This window comes from Exiguobacterium sp. s57, assembly GCF_018617685.1.
Classification (GTDB): Bacteria; Bacillota; Bacilli; order Exiguobacteriales; family Exiguobacteriaceae; genus Exiguobacterium; species Exiguobacterium marinum.
In genome coordinates this window covers 1-235 of the sequence record NZ_JACSKR010000018.1, presented here as the reverse complement: position 1 = coordinate 235, position 235 = coordinate 1, and the positions used below count along the sequence as shown (strand labels likewise).

Below are 235 nucleotides of genomic sequence, written 5' to 3'. Positions count from 1 at the left end.
GAAGCGTGGTGACACGTGGAGCTGAATGATACTAATCGGTCGAGGCTTTGATCTAGTCTAATGGTTTGTGTTGATGAATCCTCAGTTTTGAGAGAACAATCTCAAAAAAATGTTGACATTATGTTAAAATAATGTTAATATCATATTTGTCTGGTGGCGATAGCGAGACGGCCACACCCGTTCCCATGCCGAACACGGAAGTTAAGCGTCTCAGCGCCGAAAGTAGTTGGGGGAT

1 rRNA gene is annotated in these 235 nt (G+C 43.8%); it reads left to right on the top strand.

Annotated elements, in window-relative coordinates:
- Positions 1 to 149: 149 nt before the first annotated feature.
- Positions 150 to 235, top strand: a 5S ribosomal RNA gene (gene rrf / locus KNO98_RS14650); the annotation flags it as partial.